This is a genomic window from Bordetella sputigena (assembly GCF_965137885.1).
GTDB classification, from domain to species: Bacteria; Pseudomonadota; Gammaproteobacteria; order Burkholderiales; family Burkholderiaceae_B; genus Bordetella_C; species Bordetella_C sputigena.
In genome coordinates this window covers 145,404-168,427 of record NZ_CBCSCA010000013.1, presented here as the reverse complement: position 1 = coordinate 168,427, position 23,024 = coordinate 145,404, and the positions used below count along the sequence as shown (strand labels likewise).

Below are 23,024 nucleotides of genomic sequence, written 5' to 3'. Positions count from 1 at the left end.
GCCAATGTTGTTCTTTGGGGTTGCCGACAGATAATATGCGCTGGTCTACCAGCGCCGTAACCGAGCACCCATGGGCAGCGCCCCAAAGGCCCTGCCCTTCGTTTTGAGGAAACCGCCTGATGAAATTTATCGCCTTCGGGTTTTGGATTTTGCTTGCCGCTCCCTTGACCGTTCATGCACAGTGCGCGCCCGGCATCCCGGGTGCGGGCAATCCGGGATGTATTCCGCCCACGATGCAGAACTCGCCCTACAACCAGGGCATGGATACCCCGTCGCCACCGCCTCCTGTCTGGCACGAAACCTGGGGCGCTATCGCCATAGACATGGGCGTCGGCCGGGCGGGCATGTCGGATACCGAAATGAGCAAGGATTCCGCTATCTCGGTCGCGCTGGCCCGGTGCAAGAGCGCAGGCGGTACCCAATGCGAGATCAAGACCACGTACCACAACCAGTGCGTCGCCGTCGCCCAGGAAAAAGGCGGTGGGGACGTCGTGACCTTTACCGGACCGGACAAGAGCCGGGCCGAATTCAAATCCGTGGAGAGGTGTGGGGGCAAGGCGCGCTGCGCCGTCGTCTACAGCGCCTGCAGCGATGCCGTCCGAGTGCAATGACCTGATCGTGGGCGCCCTGACCCTGTGGGATACGCCACCAGGCGGAGTGATGGATGGTAAAGGTTTCGATGACAGCCAACGAATTTGAACAGACGCGGCCACGGCTCGCGCGGCGCTCCGGCGATGAAGCCACACCAGCGCAATACAGGTGCGGAGCCGCGATCCGCTTAATGGCGTGCCTGGGCACGAGCGGAGCGATCGTGTTGGCCGCGATGTTGGCACCGGGCATGGCTCGCGCAGCCGGTTTCGACTGCAAGTTTGCCAAAACCCATGTCGAGCACCTGATCTGCTCGGTTCCCAAGCTGTCCAAGCTCGACGATCAGATGAAAGTGTTATTCGAGAAGATCGAAGACGAGACCGCCGGCCACGATGGCGAAACCGGGAAGCTGATCGATCCGGCTGGCGAAGAGCAGGCTCGCTGGCGCACCACGGTACGGGACCGCTGTAAAGACGCGGCGTGCCTGGAGTCCGTCTACGTCGCACGTCTGGCGGCGATGCGAAAGAACTGGGCTCAGGCGCTGGGCCCGGCTGATCAATAACGCCCGCAATCGCGGTCCTACTGCTCGTCTTCGCAGTGATTATCGGTGGGCGTTCTCTTACCTGCGATTCTCCGGTGCAGCGTCAGGTACTTCACATTTTCCTGCCCGGACGGCCGATACCAATCCAACTGGTCGCCCCGCACCACGAAATAATCCGCCTGTGTCGTATCGAAGTTCGTGCATGCGGCGTCCGAGGCCATCTCCTCGGGGCTGTCCGTGCAGAAATGTGCGTACAGCTTGCCGTCGCGAATATCGCCCTGCAAGGATCCTTGCTCGCCGATACCACGGCCGGATCCGTCGCTCCAGGTACCGGTCACCTTCCCATCGCGGACCTTCAGACTGACGCCAGCCGCATGCCGCCAGCCACATGTTTGCTGGTATACCCAATCGCCCTGAAAGCCCGCTGCCGCCATGGCAGGCGAGGCAAGGATCAGGCCCGTCAGTAGACATACTCGCCGGAGCTGCTTCATTGTCTTTCGTGTCATGTGATTAGTTTCGCGTAATACGAAAAGCGCTTAGATGGAATACCCAGGGTGCCGCGCCCTAATTCGGCACAGCTCGATCAGCCTGCATGCTGATCGAAAATGTCGCATCAGGATTGTCGAATGCGCTGGCGTTCGTGGCGCCGATGTCAATGCGCGCGTTCTCGGCATGGCCGTATGATCTTACTGAAAAGAATCGCGTGACCTTCTTCCCGGCAAGGAAATCTTCGTCGTAGAGCGCGGGGCTGAACATCACCTTGGAATGATGAAGTTCAACCGTAATGCCCACGATCGACCACCGGCATACCCCCTGCCCGAAATAGTCCTCGTCCAGGAAACGGTCAAGCACGACGTCAGCCTTATACGCGTTGTCGCCCGCGGGGATGAAGGCCACCGGCACTCGTTTTTCGGGAACCACCGTTGCGCCGGTCACGGGTGTCAATGGCACGCAGGCAGGCGTGACGACGCTATAGTTCACATGGCCTTCGACGCGCTCGAACGGCCCCGGCGCCGCATGAACGACGGCTTGCACGGTGTAGTGCAGCTGCGGCGAGGGATTAAGCCGAGGTTCGTGGTCCGCGATGGCGCGGGCTTGGGTCGGGGCCTGGGGCACCAGCCCGGCAAGAACGAGCACAAGGCCGAGTAATCCGCCTCTGATCATTTTTGATTTCATTTTGCTGAAACTCAAAGTGCGCACACGTCCAGCGACGAAGTTTACCTCGCCGAGTAATACTCTCATCACCGCTACAGCCCTGGCTCGGTGCATCCAATTCCTGCCGGTCTCTGCCGAAACATGACGATCATGAAACAAAAGCGCCTCGTAATTGCGGGACTCGCCGCTTCGCTCTTGCTTCTTGGGGATACGGCTTCGAGCGATGCGTGGCTCAGTTGGCCGCTGGCGGTTTAGTTCTGCCGCGCACCACCGGCATCACCTTGCGTGCCGAGGATCTTCTCGTCTCAACCAAGAAAATTGCCGTCACCGATCACTTCTTGAATCAAGCCACGAACGATCAAACCCTCGCTGTGGCATTCCCGATGCCGGGTGTACGGCTGGACTTCATCAACGGCGTGACCGACGTGCCTTTTCCCGGCACGGATAACTACCTTGGCTTCTCCACCACGGTCGATGGCAAGCCAGCCGTGGATAAAGTGGAATTGAAGGCCTATGGCAACGGTGCGGACCAGACCGCGCTACTGAACAGCCTGCATATCCCGATCTACCGGACGCGTCATATGAAGGACTCTCCAGGCTGTCTCCCACGCTACAACAGAAGTTCGTCAAGCTCGGCCTCGCGGACGAAGTGGAAGAGGACGGGAAAACCGGCATCGTCCCAGGATGGACAGTGCGCGGTACGTATTCCTTCTCGGTAACGTTTCCCGCCGGGCGCGAACTCACGATCGCCCACCATTACACGCCGGTGGTAGGCTCGTCGATCGGGACGAGCATCGCTTCGGAAGACGGTGCTGCCGCTGAACAACAACGCATCGTGGTGGAAAAGCGTGTGAGCTATCTCCTGCACACCGGATCGTGCGGGGCCGCGCCGATACATGATCCGGCATGAAAGTTGATGCTCGACGGATGCCAGCTTGTCTTGTGCCTTGAGGCCTTTGGTCAGGGCGGCCGGGTGCGGTTGAAATCGCTCAGCATACCTAAAGGCTTCAAACGACCGCCAACGTGCAAAAACACATGGCAAGCGCGACGCAAACCAGTCTCCACGCTGATGCGAATCGCGTCATCTTTATTGCGCTCGCGCAGCGACGATCAGAAACCGTAGCCGCTGATGTATCGACCGCAGGAGTTGTAGTTGATCTTGCCGTTGGTAATCATCTTGTAGCGAAGGATGGTGCCCTCGTTATTGGTATAGAAGATGACCCAGCAGTCGGTCGATTCGGGAACATATTCATCGTATCGTCCGTTTTGGATGATGCCCGGTGCGGTCATCACCTGATAACCCTTGTTCTCGTAGTGCGCTGCCTGGTAACCGTAAATGTAGGTGTACGACTTGGTCTGGGCGTCGTCCTGCTTCACGAACGGCGTTGCACCGTTCGGCTCGGGCCATCTGGGCAACAGTTCCTTGATGTTTTTCCCGACCTGAGCATCCAGCTTGTTCCGAGTCGGCGACCACGGCGATAGTCCCATGCAAGCCGACAGCATTACCGAAAATACGATCGCAGGGACGATTCGGACCATGGTTCTGAAGCACTTCATGATTTCTCGCAGATGCAAAAGGACAGGAGGTCGCGGTGGGCCCGCAATATATCATTTGGTTTCCGGTCGGCTAAATCACTGCGAAACGAATCGTAAACAGACCAAGATTCAAAACCAATCCTGACGGCTCCTGGCGCGCAAAGTGAGTGAGTCCTTCGCCGTGTGCCTGAAGGCAATGTTCCGCAACGATGTATCCGGATTCTTGAGGTCTCGCCCATCACGGCAGGCGCGCCTTCGTTTAGTCGTGCGCCTGGTTACACACGTACGGCGACTCTCATCGGATATCTCGTCGCGCTTTGATAGGGTGGCACCCAACGTCGCTACGGAAACGCAGTAACCGTAGCGGACGTAGCGCACTTGAGCCCCGGCCTTGACCGGGGCTTTTTTTTATCAGGGTCGATGCGTTGCTGTATAGCTGATGCGCCAGTCTTCCAGTTCCTGAGCACGAATGGCCGTTCTCTCCATCCGACACGTCGACAACGTGCTTGGCCCTGCTGTAGACCCAAATCGATCAGCCCTTACTGCGCAGTCCTTTTCATAGAACGCGAGCCAGGCACGCTGTGCTGCCTGTATCTCCTTCAGAGCATCCTTGCCTTCCAATGTAGTGATGGTAGCAACGAGCGCTTTATACGCTTTGTTCAGGCGCTCATCCTGATAGGTAAACTCGCTATCGGCGCAGTCCCCCTGAAGCGCGACCTGGCCCTGCGTGGCTTTGATGCACGCGTCATAGCTCGGCCTGATGCCGTAATAGCGCGGAGATATGTAGGAGAGCCGCTCTACGCCGGGCATGATGCCGACGCCATTGATAACGTTACTTTCGTCATCGGACTGGGCTTGGTGGCCTTGAGCGCCACCGGCCGTGGCTATGGCTTGTGGCGGGGATGCCAGCACGCCGCCGCAAAGAGATAAGAAAAACAGCGGCGCTGCCCAGGCAGTCGTTGCCCGTTTCATCACTTTTTCCTCCAGAGGTAGGTTTCACCGACGCACTCATTCAAGCCTAATGGATGCCCGCGGCGAAACAGTGCTCGAAACAGTCGAGTTCGCGGCACCGCGCCACTTCAGTTCTGGAAGTAGCGGCAGGGCAGACGCGGACATAATATGGGACTTCCCGATAACCTTCCATTCCACTAGCAGACATGCCACCACTGCTGCCGCCCGCCGGCGCCGTCCTCCTGCTGATTGACCTCCAGAAGGCGATCGACCATCCGAGCTGGGGGGAGCGCAACAACCCCGGAGCCGAGAAGAAGATTCGCCAGTTACTCGATCGATGGCGCCGCCAATGCTGGCCCGTATGGCATATTCGACACGATTCCATAGAAGTGAAATCCCACTACCGGCCAGGCCAACCGGGGCATGAATTCAAACCAGAGACCGCACCCATGGCTGGTGAGCCAGTGATCGCAAAACGGACTAACAATGCCTTCATCGGCACTGCCCTGGAAGAACGTCTACGTGCCAATGGTCACGATACCCTCGTGGTTGCAGGCGTCATAACCAATAATTCAGTTGAAGCGACGGTTCGCATGGCGGGAAACCTGGGCTTCCAAACCTTCGTAGTCGCGGACGGCTGCTTCACATTCGCACGGGCAGATTGGAATGGGCAAGTGCGAAGTGCGGAAGACGTACATGCCATGTCGCTCGCGAACATGGACCGCGAGTACTGCACCGTTGTCACGACGGACGCCTTGCTAGTCCCATGACGGCTGATTAATCCTGTCGCGTACGATTAAGACTGCGCGCAGACCGCCTTCGCTGCGAAAACGGCAGCGCGCTGCATTGTTCATGATCCTGTAAGCGCAATGACGCGCAGAAATGGCCACCTGTGCAGCCAGCCCTTTTCGACGTACCGCTGGTCGAAGATATGTTGCTTTTCGCATGCAAAGCGAGGGGTGGGCCTAATGATTCCCTCGAATAGGTCCTGCAGTCCGAATGGCGCCAACACTTCGATGCCCGCGTTATCGTTCAAACGGACTGCAACGGCGGTGGCTGTCTCGGGCCATCTTTTGATCGCATCGAAACTGCTCGTATAGGGACCATCGCCATTGCGCTCGTGCATGCGACTTTGATTTTTTACTGACCAGCCCAACTGGGGAACAGCTCGCGACAATTGCGCTTGCAAGGCGACGTCACGAAGAGGACACGCCCTTTGGCTGTCAAACCAGATGACATCGATGTCGCCACGGCAGTCTGCGGGACGACCAAGCAGACTATCCCAAACCGCCGTACGAACAAATCCGGCGCCGATCCAGCAGTCGGGCAGCCGCAAATCCCGGACGACTTGCAGTGCGGATCGGCGATGAGGGTCTGCCTCGATGATGCCCATCAGCCTGCTCTCATACGTATCTGGCGCCTCACTAAATCGGCTCAAGTCCTTGCAATCACAGGGGGGCCTCGGTTCGTCCATGAAATGAAAGCGCTTCGGAGTAAATTCCGAATATGCACGAATTAGCGAACCGTATCATCGATCATTACGAGCGTCACGCCAACGCATGGGACGCCGACCGGCGCGTGGCTGACTGGAGCGACAAACCATGGCACGACCGCTTCATAGCCGCGCTGCCGACTGCTGCCACGATTCTTGATGTAGGTTGCGGTTCAGGCTCTCCTGTCGCCCAATATATGGTCGAGAACGGCTTGCGCGTCGTGGGGGTTGATTCATCGCCGACACTCATTTCGCTCTGTCGCCAACGCCTGCCCGATCAGGAATGGATGGTGCAGGATATGCGCTCACTTCAGCTCGCCGGTCGATTTGATGGCGTCCTCGCATGGGACAGCTTCTTTCACCTCGCGCCGGATGATCAGCGGCACATGTTCACGGTATTTGATCAACATGCGGCACCGTCGGCTGTGCTGATGTTCAACAGCGGACCGGCGGAAGGCGAAGCGGTGGGAGAGTATCGGGGCGACCCGCTCTATCACGCGAGCCTGAGCGCTGACGAATATAGAGCGCTACTTCACGACATCGGGTTCAAGGTCGTCGCCCATGTGGCTGACGATTGGAGTACTGGCGGCGGCCGCACGGTTTGGCTTGCAAAGCGCGGCTAAGACGGCCCGGTGCGTTAGAACTCGTCGGGCACGCCAGCTGACTTCAACTGTTGAAGGCCTGGCCGCCCATATACCCCTGCCCCACTTCTCCCAATCGCTCTACAACCAAGTCATATAACGTCTGAGCCGCGATCGATAACGGGCTTTCCTGCCTGCGGACGATATAGATCTGTCGCTCCAGGCCCGGGACGGCAATCGGGCGAATTACCAGGCCTGGCCTCTGGAACTGGTACAGGGTCAACGTAGGCACGACGCTGATGCCCAGGCCGGCTTCGATCATTCCGGTCACGGTTGCAAGCTGCTCGACCTCCAGCAAGGTCTTGACCGACTGCGGATACAAGACCGCCTCGATGCTTTGTCGCACGCTGCTGTTGCGGACGAGGTGGATGAAGGGCCAAGGCACCAGCTTCTTCAAGGTCAAGCGCGGCTCTTTGGCCAGCGGGTGGTCTTCGCGGCACACGAGGTGGAAGGTATCGCTGCACAGCGCCTGGGCGTGCAATTCCGCTGGATCAGTCGGGCGGGTGCCGCGCGATGCTAGGGCGAAGTCGGCCTGGCCGCCGCGTACCAACTCTATACAGGGATCGGACAGGACGTCAGAGAGCTGCAGTTCGACATTGGGATGCTGCGCATGAAACTCGCTCAGGATGGAAGGCAGCCAGCCCGCGGCCAGCGATGGCAGGGCCGCGATGTGGACGCGGCCGCTGCGGAGCTGGACGCGGTCGGAGACTTGCGCCATGGCCTTGCCGATGTCCGCCAGCAATTGGCGCGCGAGGGGCTCGAACGCCTGGCCTTCCGGCGTCAACGTCACCCGGCGGGTGCTGCGGTCGAACAGGCGTGCGCCCATGGACTCTTCCAGGGCGCGGATCAGCGCGCTGAAGGCCGGCTGGGACAGGTGGCAGGCCTGCGCGGCCCTGGTGAAATGGCACAGGTCCGCCAGCATCAGGAAGGCCCGCAGTTGGCGGGAAGAGAGGTCGGGCGTGCGCATTTTATTAATATGAACCGCAGATCAATCGATCCGTAATTTCAATTTCGCTTATTGTAGACCGCTTCCTATACTGGACCGGACACTGGATTGAGAGCGTTGTGATGCAAGCTTCCCCGCCCCTATTGGTAGGCTGCGCGGCCGGCTTTTCCGGCGATCGCACCGATGCCGCCGGCCCCGTTGTCGACACCCTTATCGCGAGACTGGGTGGGCGGCCGGCCGAGGGACGTGCGTTCCTGATTTTCGAGACGCTGGCGGAGCGCACGCTGGCGCTGGCCCAGTTGCGCAAGCGCGCCAATCCCGAGACCGGCTACGAACCGCTATTGGATGACATGCTGCGACCGGTGCTGGCGCGTTGCCTGCAATACGGCATACGGATAGTCAGCAACTTCGGCGCGGCCAATCCGCGTGGGGCGGCACGCCATATCGCTCGCATGGCGGCCGAACTGGGCGTTCCGGCGCCGCGCATCGCGATGGTCGTGGGCGACGACGTGTCGGATGCGGGACATGCCGCGCTGCTGGCCGAACGACTGGGCTCGAGCTACGACGCCAGCCGTGTGGCAAGCGCGAACGCTTACCTGGGCGCCGGGCAGATCCGCGCGGCGCTGGACGCCGGCGCGCAGATCGTGGTGTGCGGCCGCGTCGCGGATCCCTCGCTGACCGTCGGGCCTGCCATGTCGTATTTCGGCTGGCAGGCGGATGAGTGGGACAAGCTCGGCAAGGCGACCATGGCGGGACATCTGCTGGAATGCGGCTCGCAGGTCAGCGGCGGGTATTACGCCGATCCCGGATACAAGGATGTTCCGGGCCTGGAGAATGTCGGTTTTCCGATCGCGGAGATCGACGCAGGCGGCGATTGCGTCATCGGCAAGGCCGATGGTACGGGTGGCTACGTGGACGAGCATACCGTCAAGGAGCAGCTGCTGTACGAAGTCCACGATCCGCAAGGCTATCTGACTCCGGACGTGGTCGCGGACATCAGCGAGGCCGAGATCCGTGTGGTCGGCAAGGACCGGGTGCAACTGCGTGGCGTCAAGGGCCATCCACGCCCTGCCGACTACAAGGTCAATGTCTGCCTGGAAGGAGGCTGGCTGGCTGAAGGCGAGATTTCATACGCAGGCCCCCGGGCCGAGGCAAGGGCACGGCTGGCCGCCGATGTGCTGCGCAAGCGCCTGCCCGGTCTGCGGATACGCGTGGACCTCATAGGCCGGCTGAGTGTGTTCGGCGACGACGGCGGCGCGCTGCTGGCCGAAACCGGACTCGGCCATAGCCAAGACATACGCTTGCGCGTCGCGGCGCATGGGGCGACCTTGGCGGAAGCGCAACAACTGACGCGCGAAGTCACCGCCCTCTACTGCTGCGGCCCGGCCGGCGGCGGTGGCGTGCGGACCGCCTTGACGCCCCGGTTGAACACGGTGTCCTGCCTGCTGCCTCGCGACGCCGTGCCGGCCCGCTTCGAAATGGTGAATGGCGATGAATGATGGGAAAACGGTGATCGGCGATGAACTGACCGTGCCGCTGTATCGGGTGGCTCATGCACGGACTGGCGACAAGGGCGATCGGTCGAACATCAGCCTGATCGCCTGGGATCCGGCCTTCTACGAGCTGCTGGTCGCGCAAGTGACGCCGGAGCTGGTGCGGGCGCATTTCGCGCATCGCAAGCCCACCGCGGTGCAGCGCTATCTGCTGCCGCGGCTGCATGCGATGAACTTTGTACTCGATGGCGTGCTGGATGGGGGCGTAAATGACGCGCTGAACCTGGATACGCACGGCAAGACGCTCTCGTACCTGTTGCTGATGCTGGAAGTTCGCATGCCCGCCGGGCTGACGGGTCGGTTGGTGGGGCCGGCTTAACGCGGAGACGTGCCCCGGCGACCGCCGGGGTATTGAAATCAGCGCCGGCCGATATTATGATTCAACAATCGTTGAATCATTGAACTCAATCATCAGCCGCTCTTATGACTGAAGATCAAGCTGTTTCCTCCCTGGCCGCGCTGGCGCATGCGCAGCGGCTGCGCGTCTTCCGTTCGCTGGTCGTGGCGGGATTCGAAGGGCTGACGCCCAGCGTTCTGGCGGAACGGCTGGACGTCGCGCGAAATGCGCTGTCGTTTCATCTGAAAGAGCTGGCGCATGCGGGCCTGGTGACGGTGGAACAGCAAGGCCGCCACCTTATCTACCGCGCCGACTACGCGAATATGAATGCGCTGATGGGCTACCTGACCGAACACTGCTGCCAGGGCAGCACCTGCGAGGTCGACGCCAATGGAGCCGCCTGCGCGGACTGTTGATCGAGACGCAAGGCTTTCATCCCCCTAAAGCCCGCACAGGGAAATCCATGACCAAGATCTATAACGTACTGTTCATCTGCACGGGAAATTCCGCGCGCTCCATCCTGGCCGAAGGCCTGCTCAATGGACTGGGCCAAGGCCGCTTCCGCGCTTATTCGGCTGGCAGCCAACCCAAGGGCCAGGTTCATCCCCTGGCCCTTGCTACCTTGGAGCGCCTGGACATGCCCGCCAGCGGCTATCGCAGCAAGAGCTGGGATGAATTCGCCGGCCCGGACGCGCCGCGCTTCGATTTCATTTTCACCGTTTGCGACAATGCCGCCGGCGAAGTCTGCCCGGTCTGGCCCGGCAAGCCCATGACCGCGCATTGGGGCGTACCGGACCCGGCGGCGGTGGAAGGGACCGAAGAGGCCAGGCGCAAAGCGTTTCATGACGCGGCGATCACGCTGAAACGCAGAATTGAACTATTGCTGGCGCTGCCCATGGCCCGCCTGGACGCGATTGCCCTGCAGCGCGAGCTGCACGGCATAGGCAAGGCGTAGCGCGACATGTCAGCGCAGACTTCCGCCCTGAAACCCCAGGCCTCGATGAGCGTTTTCGAGCGCTACCTGACGCTGTGGGTTCTCCTTTGCATCGTCGCCGGCATAGGATGCGGACTATGGGCGCCGCGCTTGTTCCAAGCCATCGGTGAATGGGAAATCGCGCGCGTCAATCTGCCGGTCGGCATTCTGATCTGGCTGATGGTCATCCCCATGCTGATGAGGGTCGACTTCGGCGCGCTGGGCGGGGTGCGGCGTCACTGGCGCGGCATAGGGGTGACGCTGCTGGTTAACTGGGCCGTCAAACCATTCTCGATGGCATTGCTCGCCTGGCTGTTCGTCCGGCAAGTGTTCGCGCCATGGCTTCCCGCCGAACAACTGGACAGCTATATCGCCGGCCTGATACTGCTCGCGGCCGCGCCGTGTACCGCGATGGTGTTCGTCTGGAGCCGCCTGACCGGGGGCGATCCCGTGTTCACGCTCTCGCAGGTGGCGTTGAACGACACGATCATGGTGTTTGCCTTCGCACCCGTCGTCGGGCTTCTGCTGGGACTGTCTTCCATCACCGTGCCATGGGACACGCTGCTCACATCGGTCGCCCTTTATATCGTTGTTCCGGTCCTTATCGCCCAAGCCTGGCGCCGGCGCCTGCTGCGTCGTGGCGCGGCAGCCCTGGATGCCGCGCTGGCCAGGATCGGGCCAGTGTCCATCGCGGCATTGCTCTTGACGCTGGTTCTGCTGTTTGCCTTCCAAGGCCAGGCCATATTGAAGCAGCCGCTGGTGATCGCCATGCTGGCCGTGCCCATCCTGATCCAGGTGTTATTCAATTCGGGGCTTGCCTATCTGCTGAATCGCCAGGTGGGCGAAAGCCACGATGTCGCCTGCCCGTCCGCATTGATCGGAGCAAGCAACTTCTTCGAGCTGGCGGTGGCCGCGGCTATCAGCCTCTTCGGCTTCGAATCGGGCGCGGCGCTCGCCACGGTGGTCGGCGTACTGATCGAGGTACCGGTAATGCTGCTGGTCGTGCGTATCGTAAACCGCAGCCGGGACTGGTACGAAGCCGCCTGACGACCTACACGGGACATTCCATGAGCCATATCACTATCTATCACAACCCCGATTGCGGTACCTCGCGCAATACGCTGGCCATGATCCGCAATAGCGGCGAGGAACCGGCCATCATCGAGTATCTGAAAACGCCGCCCGACCGCGCGACCCTGACCAAGCTGATCGCCGATGCCGGGCTAAGCGTGCGCGACGTGCTGCGGGTCAAAGGCACGCCCTACGAAGAACTGAACCTGGGAGATCCCAAGTGGTCGGACGCGCAGTTGCTGGACTTCATCGAGCAGCACCCGATCCTGATGAATCGCCCCATCGTCGTTACTCCGCTGGGCACGCGCTTGTGCAGGCCGTCGGAGGTGGTGCTGGAGATCCTGCCCAATCCGCTACAAGGCCCCTTCACCAAGGAAGATGGACAGGTGGTGAACGGCGCGGAAGAGCGCCGTGGCTGAACACAGCCCTATTCCCAATGTCGTGCCGGCGCTTTTCGATGTTCCGGATCCGCAACGGCTGTGGGCGCCGAAAAGTCGCGCCACCCATCCACCTCGCTTCCTGCTGCTTTATGGTTCGGTACGCGAACGCGCGTACAGCAGGCTGCTGACTCTGGAGGCGGCACGGCTGCTGCGGGAGATGGGCGGCGAGACGAAGATATTCGATCCTTCCGGCGTGCCGCTGCCGGACGATGCCCCCGACACCCATCCCAAAGTGCAGGAACTGCGAACCCTGGTGCAATGGGCGGAAGGCATGGTCTGGACCACGCCGGAGCGCCATGGCGCGATGACGGGAATCATGAAGGCGCAGATCGACTGGATCCCCCTGGCGATGGGGGCCATCCGCCCGACGCAGGGCAAGACGCTCGCCGTCATGGAGGTATCCGGTGGATCGCAATCCTTCAACGCGGTGAACCAGCTACGGGTGCTGGGACGATGGATGCGCATGCTCACCATCCCCAATCAGTCGTCGGTGCCCAAGGCATTCCTGGAATTCGACGACGCGGGTCGCATGAAACCATCGAGCTATTACGACCGGGTGGTCGACGTCATGGAAGAACTGATGAAGTTCACCTTGCTGACGCGCGACGTCAGCGCTTATCTTGTGGATCGCTACAGCGAAAGAAAGGAAAGCGCCGAGCAACTGTCACGGCGCGTCAACCAGCGATCCATTTGAGCATCATGCGCCTGACCAACCGTACCAGCGTCGTCGCGGCACTCGGCACCACGCAGACCCTGGCCTGGGCTTCGTCGTACTACTTGCCGGCCATGCTCAGCGCGCCCATGGCTCGCGACCTGGGCGTCGAAGTTCCGACCATCTTCGCGGCATTCTCGTTCGCGCTGCTGATTTCGGCCTTGCTGGGGCCTTACTCCGGGCGGGCCATCGATCACTGGGGCGGGCGGCCGGTGCTGATGGCGACCAATGTGATCTTCGCCCTGGGCCTGGCGTGGTTGGGCAGCATCCATACCGTCGCGGGCCTTTTCGCGGCATGGACGATACTCGGCATAGGCATCGGCAGCGGCCTGTATGAAGCCGCGTTTTCCTCGCTGGTGCGCCTGTATGGACGGGAGTCGCGAGGCGCGATCTCCGGCATCACGCTGATCGCCGGCTTCGCCAGCACGGTGGGCTGGCCGGTGAGCAGCTACCTGCAGATCGAGTTCGGCTGGCGCGAAGCCTGCTATGTCTGGGCAGTGCTTCACCTGGCGTTGGGACTGCCGCTGAACTATCTGTTGCCGTCCCCCGCCTCTGCCCCAGCCGCAATGCCTGGCCGCACTGGCGCCGATACCACGACGGCGACGAAGACGACCTGGGCATCCGTCGTACTGGCCGCGGTGTTCGCCATCACCTGGTTCATCAGCACGGCACTGGCCGCACACCTGCCACGCCTGCTCATGGCTGGAGGCGCCACCCTTGCCGTCGCGGTCGCCGCCGGATCCTTGATGGGACCGGCCCAGGTTGGCGCCCGCTTATTGGAGTTCGGACTGTTGCGGCGCGTGCATCCGCTGCTCTCCGCCCGGCTGGCGACGATGGCGCACCCTATCGGCGCCGTACTGATGCTGGCTTTCGGGGCGCCGCTGGCGTCCATATTCGTCATCCTGCACGGCGCCGGCAACGGCATCCTGACCATCGCCAAGGGTACGCTGCCGCTCGTGCTGTTCGGATCACATGGCTATGGCGCGCGGCAGGGCATGCTAATGGTTCCCGCGCGGATAACGCAGGCCCTGGCGCCCTGGCTGTTCGGTCTATGCCTGGACCAATGGGGCGCCGGCGCGCTTTGGGTTTCCACCGCGCTGAGCCTGATCGCCTTCGGCGCCCTGCTTTCCCTGCGCCCCGCCGCCGGCCTCGAACCAGCGGCTGCGCCGGTTGAGGCCGCCGATAGCGGCCGGTAGGCTGCCGGCTTACTTATAGGCAAGCACTTCAGCAGGCGCTGGATGGAAAAGATCCGCGTCTCCGCGGATCGCAACGCTCACCGCATCTGCAACACAATCACATTGCTGCTGGCCGGGTTGGTGCGGTCGCGCAGGTCCTTGACCGCGTCCGGCTTGATCGGACCACCCTTGTTGCCCCAGGACGTGCGTACGAAGGTCAGCACATCGGCGATTTCCTGGTCGTTGAGCTGGTTGCGGAAAGGCGGCATGCGGTAGGCATCCGGGACGCCGTTGGCGACGATGCGGCCGGAGCCGTTCAAGGTTGCGTTGATGCTGGAGGCATCTTCCTTGGCCATGGAGGCCGCCGAGCCCGCCAGCGGCGGTATCCATTCGCCCTGCCCGCGGCCATCGGCGCCATGGCAGGCACTGCAGCGCGCCATGAAGGTCTGTGCGCCCGGAACACGCAGGCGTTGGCCCACGGCCAGTGCCTTGTTCGATGACGCGTCGTACTGCCAGGGCGGACCATCCTGTCCGGGTGCCGCCGGCAAAGACTTCAGATAGTGGGCGACCGCCTTCAAGTCATCGTCGGTCATGAACTGCGTGGAATTGTTGATCACATCCGTCATCGAGCCGAATACGACCGCGTGCCTGTTCCGGCCTTGCTTCAGGAAGCGGAAGACGTCGTCCTCGCTCCAGCGGCCCAGGCCGGTGCCGGCGTCGCCGCGCAGGCTGGGGGCATACCATCCATCCAGCAGCGCGCCGGCAAGATAGGTGGAGCCGCTCTCTTCCAGGGCCTTCTCGTTGAACGCGAAGCCGCGGGCAGTATGGCAGCTTCCGCAATGGCCAGCGCCCGGCACCAGATAGGCGCCGCGATTCCACAGGGTACCGTTGTCGGCCGCGCCGGCCACCGGCTTGGACTGGTAGGTGCCCGGCTCGGTGAACACCGCGTTCCACAAGGCCAGCGGCCATCGCATATTCATGGGACTGGGGATGGCGCTGGGCTTGTTCTCCTGATGCGCCGGACGGACGCCGTGCATGAAGTACGCGTAGAGCGCCCGCACATCATCGTCGTTCAGCTTGGCATACGAGGGATACGGCATGGCCGGATAGAGGCGATGACCGTCCAAGGCCACCCCATGGCGCAGCGCCCGGTCGAAATCCGCCAGGCTGTACGCGCCTATGCCCGTATCCTTATCGGGCGTGATATTCGTCGCGTAGATCGAACCCAGCGGCGTCGCCATCTCCAGCCCGCCGGCGAAAGGCGCGCCGTTGGCGGTGCTATGACAGGCCACGCAATCGCTTAGCCGGGCAACATATTCGCCCCGCTGTATCAGTTGGGGCGAGGCGGTATCCGCATCCGCCACGCCATCGAAGGCGGACGACGGCTTGCGTGTCACGAACCACGCAAGCGCCGCCGCCACGACCAGACAGGCCAGCACGATGCCGGCCAGAAAGCGCCCTACCCTGCTTCTCTTCATCTGTCGCACGATCCTGTGGTCAGCCTGCTCGGTTAAACCTTGAAGGTGTACTTCGATAGCGGCATGCTACGTACACGCTGGCCGGTCAGGGTCGATACCGCGTTGGCCACGGCCGGGGGGATCGCCGGCAATGGCGGTTCGCCGATGCCGCCCATTTTTTCTCCGCTTTCGATGATCCGCACATGCACGCGGGCCATGCGGCCCGGCGGCAGGATGGGATACAGGTCGTAGTTGCGCGCGACCGGCTGGCCGTGCTCGTACACCATCTCCTCGAGCAGCACTTCCGACAGTCCCAGCGCGACCGCGCCGCTGACCTGGGCGTTGACGATGGCGGGGTTCACGATGTTGCCCGGGTCGATCGCTTCCCAGATGTCGTGCACCACCACCTGGCCATCCTTGAGGGAGACCTCGGCGATCGCCGCGGCCTGTGATCCGAACGGCGAAGCCATTGCCACGCCGCGCGCGCGACGGGTACCGTCTTCCGCCGTGAATGGCCCGCGTTTCCACCCACCGGACATTTCGCCGACCGCCTGCAACAGCTTGGTCAGGCGGGCATTTCCCTGCAGCAAATGCAGGCGCATCGCATAGGGATCCTGGCCGCCCTTGTCGGCCAATTCATCCAGGAAGGTTTCATAGAAGAAATCATTCATGGAGTTGCCGACCGACCGCCAGTAGCCCAGCATCATCGGCGTCTTCACATAAAGCTGGGCGATCCGGCGGTTGGGAATCGCATAGGATTTCCCCGCCAGGCCTTCGACCGCGGCGGGATCGTGTTTGTCGGCCCGCTTATTGGCGATGGCTTCCGTGGGACCTTCGGTGGCGCTGATGGCTTCCAGGGCGACAGGCATCCCGTTGGCGTCCAGGCCGCCGCGAAAGCGTACCGCGGCCATCGGCCGCGCGACGTCGCGCAGGAATTCTTCCTCGCGGCTCCAGATAAGCTTGATCGGACGTCCCGTTTCCTTCGCCAGCTGTATCGCCTGGGGATAGGGACTCGCCGAGTTGTACAGAAAGTGGCGGCCGAAGAATCCGCCCAGCAGGGGCGAATGGAGCGTGATCCGCTTGGGATCGAGACCCGTCTGCTTGGCGATGTCGGCCAGGAATATATCGGGCGCCTGGTTGGGGAGCCAGACTTCCAGCGTGCCGTCGGGGTTGAAACGCGCCAAAGCGGAAGGCGGCTCCAGCTGCGCATGGCGTACATACTGGCTGTGGTAGGTCGCGCTGACCATGGTCTTGGCGTTCTTGAACGCATCGGCCACATTGCCCTTGCTTTCCGCCTCGACGCCATCGCCCGGTGCGCTGGCGAGCCGCTCCTGGAACGCCGCCGTGGAAAAGTCGGCCGGCATGACACGCAGCGTCGAATCCGCCGCCGCTTCCTGCCAATCCACCTGCACAGCCTCGGCCGCCCGCTTGGCATTCCACCAGCGCTCGGCGACCACCGCGACCGCGCCCGGCAGGCGATGCACGGAGTGCACGCCCTTCATCGCCTTGACCTGGTCTTCGTTGCGCAAGGCGCCGACCGTCATGCCCAGGCGGGGGGCGTGCTGGACCGCCGCGTGCAGCATGCCATCCACATGGGTATCGATGGTGTAGACGGCCTTGCCGGTCGATTTATCGCGGACGTCGAGCCGGTCGACGGGCTTGCCTATCCAGCGGAAGCTGGCCGGGTCCCGGAGCTTCACGCTGCCCGGATCGGGCACGGGCAGGTCCATCGCATCGGTGGCCAGCTGGCCATAGGGAATCGAGCGGCCCGAGGCCTTGTGGACCACCAGGCCAGGCTGCGTGTCCAGTTCGCTGGCAGGAATATCGAGCCGGTTCGCGGCGGCCTGCAGCAGCATGGCGCGCGCCAATGCGCCCAGGCGGCGCATATTCGCATAGCCGAAGCGCACCGAAGAACTGCCGCCGGTAATGCGGCGGCCGCTATCCATGGCGATGTACTCGCTGCCCGGCGGCGCGTTTTCGACGATAAAGGTAGCGGGATCGGCATCGAGCTCCTCGCCGACGATCTGCGCCATGGCGGTGAAGATGCCCTGCCCGCCTTCGATGAACGGACTTTGCAGGCGTATGGTGTTGTCGGGACGGATTTCCAGGAAGGCGGGGACCTTGGTCGCGCGGGCCGGCGCCGCGGCGGCCGCCTGCGCGCGTGCTTCCCCTGCGGGGAACCCGAACCCCAGCACGAAAGCGCCCGCCGCCGTGCCGGCGGAAGCCAGCAGGAAACGGCGACGCGAAATATTCGTGGGCTGCTCGGTGGCGAAAGCATCCTGCGACGCGGCGGAAGTGGACAGGTTATCCATCATGCCCCCTTCACGTTCGCGGCGCCGGGCGCGGCGCCGGCGAGTTCGTGGACAGCCGCATTGATGGCGTTGTACGTGCCGCAGCGGCATAGATTGATCATCGCCGCCGCGATTTCTTCATCGGTGGGATGCTCGACCTGCTTCAGCAGCGCCGTCGCCGCCATCACCTGTCCCGACTGACAGTAGCCGCACTGGGGAACCTGGTGCTTGATCCAGGCCGCGACGACGCGTTGCCCCACGCTATCGTTTTCGATCGCCTCTATCGTGGTGATCTGCTTGCCCGCCATGCCGTCGATGGGTGTGACACAGGACCGCATGGCCACGCCGTCGACCATCACCGTACAGGCGCCGCATTGCGCCAAACCGCAACCGTATTTGGTGCCCGTCATGCCCAGCTCGTCGCGTATGACCCAAAGCAAAGGGGTATCCGCATCGGACTCGACCTGATGGGCCTTGCCGTTGATTTGAAGTTCCATGGTGTTTCCTTGTCTTCCGACCCGTCCGGGCAAGGATGCTCTCTACCCGGGGCGCGCGTTCCGCCCCACAGCGGGATTTGACTCTTGAAAACCTTCAAACTGCTGAACATACATTCCTGCCCGGCGATGCGTGTGGCAGGCCGCGCGCGGCGCTTTCCGCGCGGACGTACAAGTATCACCCGAATTGATCCAAATCACAGCCCCCATCCAGGCCGAAGCCTAAGCTCCATCCATTGAGATCGCGACGAATGATCGCGTCGCATCCTGTCGAGGGACGATCATGGCTTATGTGCTTTCTGTCTTGAAGGAGACGCGGTCAGGCGAAAAGCGCGTGGCGGTCATTCCCGCCGTCGCCACGCGCCTGAAGCGTCTCGGCGCCGACGTCCGTATCGAAGCGGGCGCCGGGCAGGCTGCCGCGTTTCCGGACAAGGCTTATGGGGATGCGCGCATCGAGCCGGACCGCGACCGTTTGTCTGGCGAAGCAGACATAGTCCTCGCGGTACAACCGCCCTCGCTGGCGACCATCGCCGCGATGAAGCCGGGCGCCATCCTGATGTCCTTCGTCTACGCCGCGACATCCCCGGACCTGGTGCGCGCATTGCGCGACGGCCGCATCACCTGCTTCGCCATGGAACGCATCCCGCGCATCAGCCGCGCGCAGGCCATGGACGCGCTCTCCAGCCAGGCGGCGCTGGCCGGTTACTACGCGCCCCTGCTCGGCGCCGTGCATATGCCGCGCATCCTGCCCATGATGACCACCGCGGTGGGCTCGCTACGGGCGGCGAAGGTGCTGGTGATGGGCTTGGGCGTGGCGGGACTGCAGGCCTTGGCCACCGCGCACAGATTGGGCGCGATCACCGAGGGCTACGACGTCCGGCCTGAAACGAAGGAACAGGCGCAGTCACTGGGCGCGAAATTCGTCGACACCGGCGTGGACGCGCGCGGCGCGGGCGGCTACGCCCGCGAACTGACCGCCGAAGAGCAAGCCAAGGTACAAGCCGCGCTGGACCGGCATATCGCCGATGCCGACCTGATCATCACGACCGCCTCGGTCCCCGGCAAAGCGGCGCCCAGGCTGATTTCCGCCGCGCAGATCGCCGCGATGAAGCCGGGCGCCGTCATCGTCGACCTGGGCGCGGAAGGCGGCGGCAATTGCGAGGGTACGCGACCGGGCGAAACGACCGTCATCGGGCCCGCCACCGTCCTCGCCCCGCTGAACGTGCCATCCATGCTGGCGCAGCACGCGAGCGAGCTCTACGCCAAGAACCTGTTGAACCTGGTCGAGCTGATCACCGCGGACGGCGCCATACACCTCGATTTCGATGACGAGGTCGTCGCCGCGACCGTGCTGACGCATGACGGCACCGTACGCGACGCCGCCGTCCAGGCCGCGCTGGCCAAGGACGAATCCAGGGAGATGGCCGTATGACCTCCGATACCACGCTTACTGTCCTGATCGCGCTCTACATCTTCATGCTGGCGGCCTTCACCGGCTATGAGGTGATCAGCCGTGTCCCCTCGATCCTGCATACGCCCCTGATGTCGGGATCCAACTTCATCCATGGCATCGTGGTGGTCGGCGCGCTGCACGCGCTGCTGACCGCGACCTCGCCGGCCACCCAGGCGATCGGCTTCATCGGTGTTCTGCTGGGCGCCGCCAATGCCGCCGGCGGCTACGTCGTCACCGACCGCATGCTGGCGATGTTCCGCGCGAGCGGCCCGAAAAAGGACTGACCATGCTGCTCGCCTATCTGGAAGGACTGAGCGGACTGTTGGCCGCCGGCTTGTTCATCTTCGGCCTGAAGCGCATGTCCTCGCCCGTCACCGCGCTATCCGGCATCAAGATCGCCGGCGCCGGGATGCTGATCGCGGTGGCCGCCGCTTTCCTGGTATTGGCGCGCATGCCGCCGATGGCGGAATCGCGGCTGCCGGCGAACCTTGCCCTGGCGATCGTTGCCCTGGCGCTGGGCGGCGGCTGGGCGCTGTGGAGCGGCCGCGAGGTCGCCATGACCGGCATGCCGCAGATGGTCGCCCTCTACAACGGCATGGGCGGCGGCGCGGCGGCCGCGATCGCCGCCGCGGAGATCTTCCGCGGCGCCATGCACGATGCGCTGCTGGCCGGCGTGACGCTGGCCGGCGCCTTGATAGGCTCCGTCTCGCTGACCGGCTCGGTCATCGCCTGGGCCAAGCTCGACGGCAAGATCAACAAGCCCTGGCGCTTCGCGGGGCAACAGTACGTCAACGCGGCGGTGTTCGTCGCGGCCCTGGCCTTAGGCGGCGTGACGGCGTTCTACGCCGACGGCAGCCAGGCAACCATGGTGGCGGGCGGGTTCTTCATCGTCGCGCTGGCCTTCGGCGTGTTGATGACGTTGCCGATAGGCGGCGCCGACATGCCCGTGGTGATCTCGCTGTACAACGCCTTCACGGGCCTGGCGGTGGCGCTGGAAGGCTATGCGCTGGGCAACCCGGCGCTGATGATCGCCGGCATGGTGGTCGGATCGGCCGGCACGTTGCTGACGGTACTGATGGCCAAGGCCATGAACCGCTCGCTGACCAACGTGCTTTTCAGCAACTTCGGCGACGTGGCCGTGGCGACCGACAGCCAGGTTGCCGGCCGCCTCAAGCCGGTCGATGCCAGCGACGCGGCCACCGCCATGCGCTATGCCGGCAGCGTCATCATCGTGCCGGGCTACGGCCTGGCCGTGGCCCAGGCGCAGCAGAAACTCTACGAGTTCGTCAAGCAGCTGCAGGCCGCCGGCGTGGACGTGAAGTTCGCCATGCACCCGGTCGCCGGCCGCATGCCCGGCCACATGAACGTGCTGCTGGCCGAGGCCGGCGTGCCGTACGACATCATTTTCGATATGGAAGACATCAACGACGCGTTCGCATCGACGGACGTGGCGCTGGTGATCGGCGCGAATGACGTGGTCAATCCCGCCGCGCGCACCGACAAGTCTTCGCCCATCTATGGCATGCCTATCCTGGACGTCGACCACGCGCATCAGGTCTACGTCATCAAGCGCGGCCAGGGCAAAGGTTACGCAGGCGTCGAGAACCTGCTGTTTTACGCCGACAACTGCAACATGGTCTATGGCGATGCCCAGGCCGTGCTCACGCAAATGGTCCAGTCGGTGAAGGAGCTGGCGCCCGCCTGAGCGCGGCGCGCGGCCGTTTTTTTTTCCGGGCAGTCCCCGCCGCGCCGGGACAGCAAGCTCGATCACCGGCGCGGCCCGGGCCCTGGGCCGGTGCCACCGCTTATACGAGGAATACGGACATGACATACGCCACCACCAACCCCTACACCGGAGAAGTCGTCAAGACCTTTCCCAACGCCACCGACGAACAGGTCGCGACCGCCATCGATAAGGCGCACGCCGCCTTCCTGGGCTGGCGCGAGACCCCGTACAGCACCCGCGCCGCCATCATGCGCAAGGCGGCCGGCATCCTGCGCAAGGAGTGCAATGCCTACGCCAAGCTCTTGACGCTGGAAATGGGCAAGCTGTATGGCGAAGCCAAGGCCGAAGTCGAACTCTCGGCCAAGATCTTCGAATACTACGCCGACAATGCCGAACGGCTGCTGCAGCCGGAAAAGCTGCCGGTGGCCGATCCGGCGGAAGGCCAGGCCATCCTGGTCCACGAGCCGCTGGGCGTATTGCTGGCCATCGAGCCCTGGAACTTCCCCTACTACCAGATCGCCCGCATCATCGCGCCGCAATTATCGGCGGGCAACACCATGCTGCTGAAGCATGCCTCCAACGTGCCGCAAAGCGCGGCGGCGTTCGAGACGCTGATGCGCGAGGCGGGCCTGCCCGACGGCGCCTTTACCAATCTATATGCCACGCGTACGCAGGTGGAGATGATCATCAACGATCCGCGCGTGCATGGCGTGGCATTGACGGGCTCCGAGGACGCCGGCGCCATCGTCGCGGCCCAGGCCGGCAAGGCCTTGAAGAAGTCCACCATGGAGCTGGGCGGCGCCGATGCCTTCGTCGTGCTGGCCGATGCCGATATGGAGAAAACCGTCAAATGGGCGGTATTCGGCCGCCATTGGAACGGCGGCCAGGTCTGCGTATCCTCCAAGCGCATGATCATCGTGGACGAGGTCTACGACGAATTCCTGCGCCGCTACCGCGCAGGCGTCGCCGCGTTGAATGCGGGCGATCCCTTCAACGCCGCCACCACGCTGGCGCCGCTGTCCTCGCAGGCCGCGGCCGATGACCTCAAGGAAAAAATCCGCCAGGCCATGGCCCATGGCGCCAAGGCGGAACAGGTGGGCCCACCGGTGCCGACGCGCGGCGCCTTCGTGCAGCCGACCATCCTGACCGAAATCGGCCCGGACAACCCCGCGCGCTACTGGGAATTCTTCGGTCCCGTATCCATGCTGTTCCGGGCCAAGGACGAGGCCGATGCGGTGCGCATCGCCAATGACTCGCCTTTCGGCCTGGGCGGTTCGGTATTCACGGCCGACACCCGGCGCGGCGCCGAAGTCGCCCGCCAGATTTCCACCGGCATGGTGTTCGTCAACCATCCGACCAAGGTCGAGGCCGATCTGCCATTCGGCGGTATCCGGCGCTCCGGCTACGGCCGCGAACTGCTGGGCCTGGGGCTCAAGGAGTTCGTCAACCACAAATTGATCGATGTCGTCGATATCGACGCTCGCTTCTGACG

The 23,024-nt window shown here is 63.1% G+C and carries 25 protein-coding genes and 1 pseudogene; 17 read left to right on the top strand and 9 right to left on the bottom strand.

The genetic code is table 11. The features are described 5' to 3' along the window. Positions 1-119 precede the first annotated feature (119 nt). Positions 120-611 carry a DUF4189 domain-containing protein gene (locus tag ACNA0R_RS22565; RefSeq protein ID WP_415828309.1) on the top strand — a complete coding sequence of 164 codons (492 nt, stop codon included), beginning with the start codon at positions 120-122 and terminating at the stop codon, positions 609-611. Between the two features lie 68 nt (positions 612-679). Next, positions 680-1,150, top strand: coding sequence for a lysozyme inhibitor LprI family protein (locus ACNA0R_RS22560; protein ID WP_415828308.1), 471 nt, complete (start codon positions 680-682; stop codon positions 1,148-1,150). Positions 1,151-1,167: 17 nt separating this feature from the next. Here the strand turns inward: ACNA0R_RS22560 and ACNA0R_RS22555 are convergent, their stop codons facing one another. Next, entirely contained in the window at positions 1,168-1,620 is a 453-nt protein-coding gene (locus ACNA0R_RS22555; RefSeq protein WP_415828307.1) for a hypothetical protein, read from the bottom strand. A 73-nt stretch (positions 1,621-1,693) separates the two neighbouring features. Then, positions 1,694-2,371, bottom strand: coding sequence for a hypothetical protein (locus ACNA0R_RS22550; RefSeq protein ID WP_415828306.1), 678 nt, complete (start codon positions 2,369-2,371; stop codon positions 1,694-1,696). A gap of 140 nt (positions 2,372-2,511) precedes the next feature. Here ACNA0R_RS22550 and ACNA0R_RS22545 point away from each other — a divergent pair. After that, positions 2,512-3,194 (top strand): annotated as a pseudogene (locus ACNA0R_RS22545) (DUF4424 family protein). A 200-nt stretch (positions 3,195-3,394) separates the two neighbouring features. On the opposite strand, the gene ACNA0R_RS22540 reads toward ACNA0R_RS22545, so the two are convergent. Beyond that, entirely contained in the window at positions 3,395-3,823 is a 429-nt protein-coding gene (locus tag ACNA0R_RS22540; protein WP_415828305.1) for a hypothetical protein, read from the bottom strand. 408 nt (positions 3,824-4,231) lie between these two features. After that, positions 4,232-4,792: a lysozyme inhibitor LprI family protein gene (locus ACNA0R_RS22535; protein WP_415828304.1), complete on the bottom strand. Its 561-nt coding sequence runs from the start codon at positions 4,790-4,792 to the stop codon at positions 4,232-4,234. Between the two features lie 185 nt (positions 4,793-4,977). On the opposite strand from ACNA0R_RS22535, the gene ACNA0R_RS22530 reads away from it, so the two are divergent. Then, positions 4,978-5,541, top strand: coding sequence for a cysteine hydrolase family protein (locus ACNA0R_RS22530; RefSeq protein ID WP_415828303.1), 564 nt, complete (start codon positions 4,978-4,980; stop codon positions 5,539-5,541). Positions 5,542-5,621: 80 nt separating this feature from the next. Here the strand turns inward: ACNA0R_RS22530 and ACNA0R_RS22525 are convergent, their stop codons facing one another. Further along, positions 5,622-6,164: a nucleotidyltransferase family protein gene (locus tag ACNA0R_RS22525; RefSeq protein ID WP_415828302.1), complete on the bottom strand. Its 543-nt coding sequence runs from the start codon at positions 6,162-6,164 to the stop codon at positions 5,622-5,624. Between the two features lie 113 nt (positions 6,165-6,277). On the opposite strand from ACNA0R_RS22525, the gene ACNA0R_RS22520 reads away from it, so the two are divergent. Further along, entirely contained in the window at positions 6,278-6,886 is a 609-nt protein-coding gene (locus ACNA0R_RS22520; protein WP_415828301.1) for a class I SAM-dependent DNA methyltransferase, read from the top strand. Positions 6,887-6,929: 43 nt separating this feature from the next. Here the strand turns inward: ACNA0R_RS22520 and ACNA0R_RS22515 are convergent, their stop codons facing one another. Further along, entirely contained in the window at positions 6,930-7,871 is a 942-nt protein-coding gene (locus ACNA0R_RS22515) for a LysR family transcriptional regulator (protein ID WP_415828300.1), read from the bottom strand. A 101-nt stretch (positions 7,872-7,972) separates the two neighbouring features. Between ACNA0R_RS22515 and ACNA0R_RS22510 the strand changes: the two genes are divergently transcribed. From ACNA0R_RS22510 to ACNA0R_RS22475, 8 genes are all read left to right on the top strand, one after another. Further along, complete coding sequence (locus tag ACNA0R_RS22510; RefSeq protein WP_415828323.1) at positions 7,973-9,349, top strand: acyclic terpene utilization AtuA family protein; 1,377 nt, start codon at positions 7,973-7,975, stop codon at positions 9,347-9,349. After that, positions 9,336-9,722, top strand: a complete 387-nt coding sequence (locus ACNA0R_RS22505) for an AtuA-related protein (RefSeq protein ID WP_415828299.1) — start codon at positions 9,336-9,338, stop codon at positions 9,720-9,722. Before ACNA0R_RS22510 ends, ACNA0R_RS22505 begins: the two co-directional genes overlap by 14 nt. A 104-nt stretch (positions 9,723-9,826) precedes the next feature. Then, on the top strand, positions 9,827-10,156 hold the full coding sequence (locus ACNA0R_RS22500; protein ID WP_415828298.1) for an ArsR/SmtB family transcription factor: 330 nt from the start codon (positions 9,827-9,829) through the stop codon (positions 10,154-10,156). Positions 10,157-10,203: 47 nt separating this feature from the next. Then, the gene (locus tag ACNA0R_RS22495) at positions 10,204-10,695 is read left to right on the top strand and encodes an arsenate reductase ArsC (RefSeq protein ID WP_415828297.1); all 492 of its coding nucleotides are present in this window, start codon (positions 10,204-10,206) and stop codon (positions 10,693-10,695) included. Between the two features lie 6 nt (positions 10,696-10,701). Further along, a complete protein-coding gene (gene arsB, locus ACNA0R_RS22490) occupies positions 10,702-11,760 on the top strand; it encodes an ACR3 family arsenite efflux transporter (RefSeq protein ID WP_415828296.1) in 1,059 nt (352 codons plus the stop codon). A 20-nt stretch (positions 11,761-11,780) separates the two neighbouring features. Continuing rightward, positions 11,781-12,203, top strand: a complete 423-nt coding sequence (gene arsC / locus ACNA0R_RS22485; RefSeq protein ID WP_415828295.1) for an arsenate reductase (glutaredoxin) — start codon at positions 11,781-11,783, stop codon at positions 12,201-12,203. Continuing rightward, positions 12,196-12,918 carry an arsenical resistance protein ArsH gene (gene arsH / locus ACNA0R_RS22480; protein ID WP_415828294.1) on the top strand — a complete coding sequence of 241 codons (723 nt, stop codon included), beginning with the start codon at positions 12,196-12,198 and terminating at the stop codon, positions 12,916-12,918. Before arsC ends, arsH begins: the two co-directional genes overlap by 8 nt. Positions 12,919-12,923: 5 nt before the next feature. Further along, the gene (locus ACNA0R_RS22475) at positions 12,924-14,132 is read left to right on the top strand and encodes an MFS transporter (protein WP_415828322.1); all 1,209 of its coding nucleotides are present in this window, start codon (positions 12,924-12,926) and stop codon (positions 14,130-14,132) included. Between the two features lie 77 nt (positions 14,133-14,209). On the opposite strand, the gene ACNA0R_RS22470 is transcribed toward ACNA0R_RS22475, so the two are convergent. Genes ACNA0R_RS22470 through ACNA0R_RS22460 form a run of 3 tightly spaced genes read right to left on the bottom strand, consistent with a single transcriptional unit; the run spans position 14,210 to position 18,356 of the window. Next, positions 14,210-15,589 carry a c-type cytochrome gene (locus ACNA0R_RS22470; RefSeq protein ID WP_415828293.1) on the bottom strand — a complete coding sequence of 460 codons (1,380 nt, stop codon included), beginning with the start codon at positions 15,587-15,589 and terminating at the stop codon, positions 14,210-14,212. Between the two features lie 32 nt (positions 15,590-15,621). Continuing rightward, complete coding sequence (locus ACNA0R_RS22465; protein ID WP_415828292.1) at positions 15,622-17,883, bottom strand: xanthine dehydrogenase family protein molybdopterin-binding subunit; 2,262 nt, start codon at positions 17,881-17,883, stop codon at positions 15,622-15,624. Continuing rightward, complete coding sequence (locus ACNA0R_RS22460) at positions 17,880-18,356, bottom strand: (2Fe-2S)-binding protein (protein WP_415828291.1); 477 nt, start codon at positions 18,354-18,356, stop codon at positions 17,880-17,882. Before ACNA0R_RS22460 ends, ACNA0R_RS22465 begins: the two co-directional genes overlap by 4 nt. Before the next feature lie 280 nt (positions 18,357-18,636). On the opposite strand from ACNA0R_RS22460, the gene ACNA0R_RS22455 reads away from it, so the two are divergent. From ACNA0R_RS22455 to ACNA0R_RS22440, 4 genes are all read left to right on the top strand, one after another. Then, entirely contained in the window at positions 18,637-19,785 is a 1,149-nt protein-coding gene (locus ACNA0R_RS22455; protein ID WP_415828290.1) for an NAD(P) transhydrogenase subunit alpha, read from the top strand. Continuing rightward, positions 19,782-20,090: an NAD(P) transhydrogenase subunit alpha part 2 gene (locus ACNA0R_RS22450; RefSeq protein ID WP_415828289.1), complete on the top strand. Its 309-nt coding sequence runs from the start codon at positions 19,782-19,784 to the stop codon at positions 20,088-20,090. Before ACNA0R_RS22455 ends, ACNA0R_RS22450 begins: the two co-directional genes overlap by 4 nt. A gap of 2 nt (positions 20,091-20,092) precedes the next feature. Further along, positions 20,093-21,511: an NAD(P)(+) transhydrogenase (Re/Si-specific) subunit beta gene (locus ACNA0R_RS22445; protein WP_415828288.1), complete on the top strand. Its 1,419-nt coding sequence runs from the start codon at positions 20,093-20,095 to the stop codon at positions 21,509-21,511. Between the two features lie 119 nt (positions 21,512-21,630). Continuing rightward, complete coding sequence (locus ACNA0R_RS22440; protein ID WP_415828287.1) at positions 21,631-23,022, top strand: NAD-dependent succinate-semialdehyde dehydrogenase; 1,392 nt, start codon at positions 21,631-21,633, stop codon at positions 23,020-23,022. Positions 23,023-23,024: the final 2 nt, after the last annotated feature.

What these genes read in the sequence shown, in the direction of transcription:
- ACNA0R_RS22535 (WP_415828304.1), bottom strand. Translation starts at nt 4,792, where the DNA reads ATGAAACGGGCAACGACTGCCTGGGCAGCGCCGCTGTTTTTCTTATCT.
- ACNA0R_RS22530 (WP_415828303.1), top strand. Translation starts at nt 4,978, where the DNA reads ATGCCACCACTGCTGCCGCCCGCCGGCGCCGTCCTCCTGCTGATTGAC.
- ACNA0R_RS22465 (WP_415828292.1), bottom strand. Translation starts at nt 17,883, where the DNA reads ATGATGGATAACCTGTCCACTTCCGCCGCGTCGCAGGATGCTTTCGCC.
- ACNA0R_RS22455 (WP_415828290.1), top strand. Translation starts at nt 18,637, where the DNA reads ATGGCTTATGTGCTTTCTGTCTTGAAGGAGACGCGGTCAGGCGAAAAG.
- ACNA0R_RS22460 (WP_415828291.1), bottom strand. Translation starts at nt 18,356, where the DNA reads ATGGAACTTCAAATCAACGGCAAGGCCCATCAGGTCGAGTCCGATGCG.
- ACNA0R_RS22470 (WP_415828293.1), bottom strand. Translation starts at nt 15,589, where the DNA reads ATGAAGAGAAGCAGGGTAGGGCGCTTTCTGGCCGGCATCGTGCTGGCC.
- ACNA0R_RS22500 (WP_415828298.1), top strand. Translation starts at nt 9,827, where the DNA reads ATGACTGAAGATCAAGCTGTTTCCTCCCTGGCCGCGCTGGCGCATGCG.
- ACNA0R_RS22475 (WP_415828322.1), top strand. Translation starts at nt 12,924, where the DNA reads ATGCGCCTGACCAACCGTACCAGCGTCGTCGCGGCACTCGGCACCACG.
- ACNA0R_RS22550 (WP_415828306.1), bottom strand. Translation starts at nt 2,371, where the DNA reads ATGAGAGTATTACTCGGCGAGGTAAACTTCGTCGCTGGACGTGTGCGC.
- ACNA0R_RS22515 (WP_415828300.1), bottom strand. Translation starts at nt 7,871, where the DNA reads ATGCGCACGCCCGACCTCTCTTCCCGCCAACTGCGGGCCTTCCTGATG.
- ACNA0R_RS22565 (WP_415828309.1), top strand. Translation starts at nt 120, where the DNA reads ATGAAATTTATCGCCTTCGGGTTTTGGATTTTGCTTGCCGCTCCCTTG.
- ACNA0R_RS22450 (WP_415828289.1), top strand. Translation starts at nt 19,782, where the DNA reads ATGACCTCCGATACCACGCTTACTGTCCTGATCGCGCTCTACATCTTC.
- ACNA0R_RS22560 (WP_415828308.1), top strand. Translation starts at nt 680, where the DNA reads ATGACAGCCAACGAATTTGAACAGACGCGGCCACGGCTCGCGCGGCGC.
- ACNA0R_RS22505 (WP_415828299.1), top strand. Translation starts at nt 9,336, where the DNA reads ATGGCGATGAATGATGGGAAAACGGTGATCGGCGATGAACTGACCGTG.
- ACNA0R_RS22540 (WP_415828305.1), bottom strand. Translation starts at nt 3,823, where the DNA reads ATGGTCCGAATCGTCCCTGCGATCGTATTTTCGGTAATGCTGTCGGCT.
- arsB (WP_415828296.1), top strand. Translation starts at nt 10,702, where the DNA reads ATGTCAGCGCAGACTTCCGCCCTGAAACCCCAGGCCTCGATGAGCGTT.
- ACNA0R_RS22440 (WP_415828287.1), top strand. Translation starts at nt 21,631, where the DNA reads ATGACATACGCCACCACCAACCCCTACACCGGAGAAGTCGTCAAGACC.
- ACNA0R_RS22510 (WP_415828323.1), top strand. Translation starts at nt 7,973, where the DNA reads ATGCAAGCTTCCCCGCCCCTATTGGTAGGCTGCGCGGCCGGCTTTTCC.
- ACNA0R_RS22495 (WP_415828297.1), top strand. Translation starts at nt 10,204, where the DNA reads ATGACCAAGATCTATAACGTACTGTTCATCTGCACGGGAAATTCCGCG.
- ACNA0R_RS22555 (WP_415828307.1), bottom strand. Translation starts at nt 1,620, where the DNA reads ATGAAGCAGCTCCGGCGAGTATGTCTACTGACGGGCCTGATCCTTGCC.
- arsC (WP_415828295.1), top strand. Translation starts at nt 11,781, where the DNA reads ATGAGCCATATCACTATCTATCACAACCCCGATTGCGGTACCTCGCGC.
- ACNA0R_RS22520 (WP_415828301.1), top strand. Translation starts at nt 6,278, where the DNA reads ATGCACGAATTAGCGAACCGTATCATCGATCATTACGAGCGTCACGCC.
- ACNA0R_RS22445 (WP_415828288.1), top strand. Translation starts at nt 20,093, where the DNA reads ATGCTGCTCGCCTATCTGGAAGGACTGAGCGGACTGTTGGCCGCCGGC.
- ACNA0R_RS22525 (WP_415828302.1), bottom strand. Translation starts at nt 6,164, where the DNA reads ATGGGCATCATCGAGGCAGACCCTCATCGCCGATCCGCACTGCAAGTC.